General features: G+C 35.6%; 4 protein-coding genes. All 4 read left to right on the top strand.

Going from position 1 to position 3,583, the window contains the following annotated elements; genetic code table 11:
• Positions 1-1,085, top strand: a 1,085-nt coding sequence (locus WH267_RS24990) for an RHS repeat-associated core domain-containing protein (protein ID WP_340011704.1), incomplete at its 5' end; no start/stop codon positions are given.
• A gap of 14 nt (positions 1,086-1,099) precedes the next feature.
• The gene (locus WH267_RS24985; RefSeq protein ID WP_123318843.1) at positions 1,100-1,570 is read left to right on the top strand and encodes a hypothetical protein; all 471 of its coding nucleotides are present in this window, start codon (positions 1,100-1,102) and stop codon (positions 1,568-1,570) included.
• A gap of 138 nt (positions 1,571-1,708) precedes the next feature.
• Positions 1,709-2,881 carry an RHS repeat-associated core domain-containing protein gene (locus WH267_RS24980; RefSeq protein ID WP_340011705.1) on the top strand — a complete coding sequence of 391 codons (1,173 nt, stop codon included), beginning with the start codon at positions 1,709-1,711 and terminating at the stop codon, positions 2,879-2,881.
• 8 nt (positions 2,882-2,889) lie between these two features.
• The gene (locus tag WH267_RS24975) at positions 2,890-3,351 is read left to right on the top strand and encodes a hypothetical protein (RefSeq protein WP_123318825.1); all 462 of its coding nucleotides are present in this window, start codon (positions 2,890-2,892) and stop codon (positions 3,349-3,351) included.
• The last annotated feature ends 232 nt before the right edge of the window (positions 3,352-3,583 follow it).

The following is a 3,583-nucleotide window of genomic DNA, read 5'->3' as shown; positions in this document are numbered from 1 at the left end:
TGAATCATATCCAGGGATCATTAGGAACGTCTAAGTTTGGAAGCCATTATTCTTATAAGTTTAACGAAAAGGAGCTTCAGGAAACGGGAATGTATGATTATGGCTGGAGGCAATATTTTCCTGATCTGGGAAGATGGAATGGGTTGGATCAGCTTTCGGAAAACTATCTTTCTGCCAGTCCTTATGCTTATGTATTGAATAATCCTGTTTATTATTTTGACCCTGATGGTAGGATATCTGCCGCATTTGCTAAGGAAATTTATGATTCGCCAGACGGTACTGTATGGACAAATAATGGTTATGGAGGTTTTAGTAATAATTGGGGAAACACAATGGATTATGCTGGGAACCTTTCTAATGCTAATATGGCTTCAGGGGTTAGAAACGAAAGTGATGGCATCCATATAAATATTCCTAATGTACAGCTTCAGGGAAAAAGTAGCTTTTCCTGGGGTCTGCAGATCCAAAGCCATGTCAATAGATATATGGAATGGTGGAACGGTAAGAGTGATTTTGCATGGGATAGAACTTTGAATGCTGGAAGGTATAATGATAAAGGAGGATTGGAGAGTGTTAGTATACTTACTATTCCATTCATGCTTTTGGAAGCGGGTATGACAGAAATGCTTATGCAGCTTGGGGTGGAAGGTAGGAATGCATATTCTACTGCACAAGTAGCAACATTTCTGTATGCCATGAAAGCTCCGCAAGGAGTAAGTGGAGAAGCGGGAATTATTAAGAGTGGAAATAATGCTTCTAAGGGAGGAGGAATTTATATTCCCAAAACGCCATTGTCTCAACAAAAGGTAGCAGGTTGGGATATTCCATTACCAGATCCTCTTGCAGGTAAATATCCTCACACCACTTTAGGAGGTAAAATAGGAAGTGATGGTATATTATATAGACAGTCAGCAACATTTACAGGTGGTTCTTGGCCTTTGGCGAATGGGAAAGTAGTTCCTTGGAGTAGAGTGGATTGGACAACACATGGGCGTCCTTTAGTACATCCAAATCCGCATCAGCACATTTTTAATTTCAATAACGGAAAGAATTGGCAATATGGTAAAGCAGTGCCATTTCCTTAAAAAATATTATAACTATGGACGTAGGTTTCGAATTTTTATTACCAATAGAGTCAAAGATAACAACTGTTAATTTTGAACAACCTGTTTATGAGTGGCAGGGAGAAAAATTTCCACAGGGCCAGGAAGAAGCTTGGTTTCATTATTTTAAATTAATCAAATCAAATGTTCCTGAACACATCATACCATTCTTGCCAAATGATTTTCAAAGAGAACAATGGCAATGTATTTCAATACTTGATGGAATCGAAAGTTTGATAAATGAACTTTCTGTAGATACAAATATTCCTAGAGAAAATGATACATTATTGAATCTATTATATTCTTTAACTGGGGTCGAAAAAAAATGGGTTATAGTTTTTGAACCTGATTATGATTGTATAGACGAAGTAATAGAAGGGGATGTTCATACTGCTTTTGGTAAAATTTTAGATTCTCTGATATTAGAAAGAAATGGTTTTGTGCTTTGGTGTGAAAAAAAGGATTAAAAGAGAAAATTAAATTGTTTTGACATTATCACTGAGCCCACCCTCGCTAGCGTGAGCATCATGCTAGTGCTTTCAACAGTAAAATAATAAAGAAACCATTGCCGATCATGCAATGGTTTTCTTCTATTAAATTAGAAAATAATTATATATTACCAGTATAAAAACCACCTTGGAAATACAGGGGTAAGTTTTGCTAAAAACAGCGAAGGCGCTCTTGAGATTACCGATACTAATAATTACTATCCTTTTGGGATGAATCATATCCAGGGATCATTAGGAACGTCTAAGTTTGTAAGCCATTATTCTTATAAATATAATGGTAAAGAGCTTCAGGAAACGGGAATGTATGATTATGGGGCAAGATTTTATATGTCGGACATTGGAAGATGGGGAGTGGTGGATCCTCTGGCAGAGATCTCCCGTAGATTTTCTCCATATAATTATGGATTAAATAATCCGATAATGTTCATTGACCCTGATGGCAGAAAGGCATTGGTTAACGATTATCAGGCAATGCAGGCAGAGTATACAGGTTTTATTGAAAGCCAGGGCGGTGGAGTGATGGGACAAATGCTGAGCGGTGGTGGAAGATTGAGTACAAGCTTCTACCCTGGAAATTTAGGTGGGAATACCAATTTTGGTGGGAGTGCCACCTTTGGCCAGACTCAGGCTTATAAAGATTTAGTCTCAGTATTCGCTAATGGAGGAGAGTATTCACTGCGTAGCCATAATGGTTATATGAGTTGGTGGACAGGAGGAGCAGAAGGAGATGCCAATACAGCACAGGAGATGGTGGCGCATATGCTGAAGCTATCTAACTCTGATATCCCGGAAATTAAGCAGCCCTCTCATTACTTGCCAGGTCAGGAAGGCTTTGATTGGGGACATGTAGGAAATACTATGACTGCCGGAGGAATTGCCTATTACGCTTTAGAAAAAAGTATTTACAGTAAGTATCATTGGGTAGACGCAAAAGGTATTGTTAAATCTACCAAAATTTTAGAAAAAGGAGCCAATGGTAAATTTGTAAGAGGAGTGCAAGGGCTTAGAAACGGCTATACAGCAGCTGGAAAAGCAACTTCTGCGTATTCTATAGCTGGAAAAGTTGTAGGGGGTGTAGGAATGTTTGTAACAGGTTATCAATATTTAGATGGACAAATTACAGGAACAGAAGCTAGTGTTGACTTGGCAATGGGAGCTATTGGTTTTACTGGCTGGGGTGCACCTATTAGCCTTGCATATTTTGGAGGAAAATTCATATATGAATATTCAACAGGAGAATCATTGTTTGAGAAACCGCAAAAAAACTAAAACAAATAATGAAAGCATATTATTATTTATTATTTAGAATTTATAGATATTATAAAGATAAGCAGAATGAGAACGAATTTCAGGCATTATTTAGTGCGACTATTGTTAGTACAGTATTGACTAGTTTTGTTATATTATTTTTCCATGGATTAGCTAACTATTTCAATTTATTACCGATGTATCCCAATAAATTTTATGCTATAATGTTTTTTATATTTATTGGATTAATAAATTATTATTTCGTTGTTAGAAAAAAGAAATTTTTAAGCTTTAATTTTCACAAAGATAAAAAGGGAGGAATATATATTATTACGTTTATTATTGCTTTAAGTGTTTCATTTATTATACTTGCTAATATTAATCGTGAAAAAATATTCAAAGAGAGAAGAGAAAACCCGTCGATAGAACAAATCGAAAGACGACCTTCTTTAGAGGGTAAAATAAGAAAATGGTTTGAAGAAACATTCTAATAATATTTTAATTATCGTAATCAGAGTATTGATATAATACTCTGATTTTTATTTAAATAGCCTGTAACGGGCTATTATTCTTGCTTATTTCGGAGGAAAATTTTTATATGAGTACTCAACAGGTAATTCTTTATTCCCCAAGCCGGGAGAAAATTAAAATTTAGAAATGAAAGCATATTATTATTTTTTGTTCAGAATTTATAGATACTACAAAGATAAGCGTAATGAAGGT

This window comes from Chryseobacterium sp. MYb328, from assembly GCF_037572595.1.
Taxonomy (GTDB): Bacteria; Bacteroidota; Bacteroidia; order Flavobacteriales; family Weeksellaceae; genus Chryseobacterium; species Chryseobacterium pennae.
This window is presented reverse-complemented; position numbering and strand designations above follow the sequence as displayed.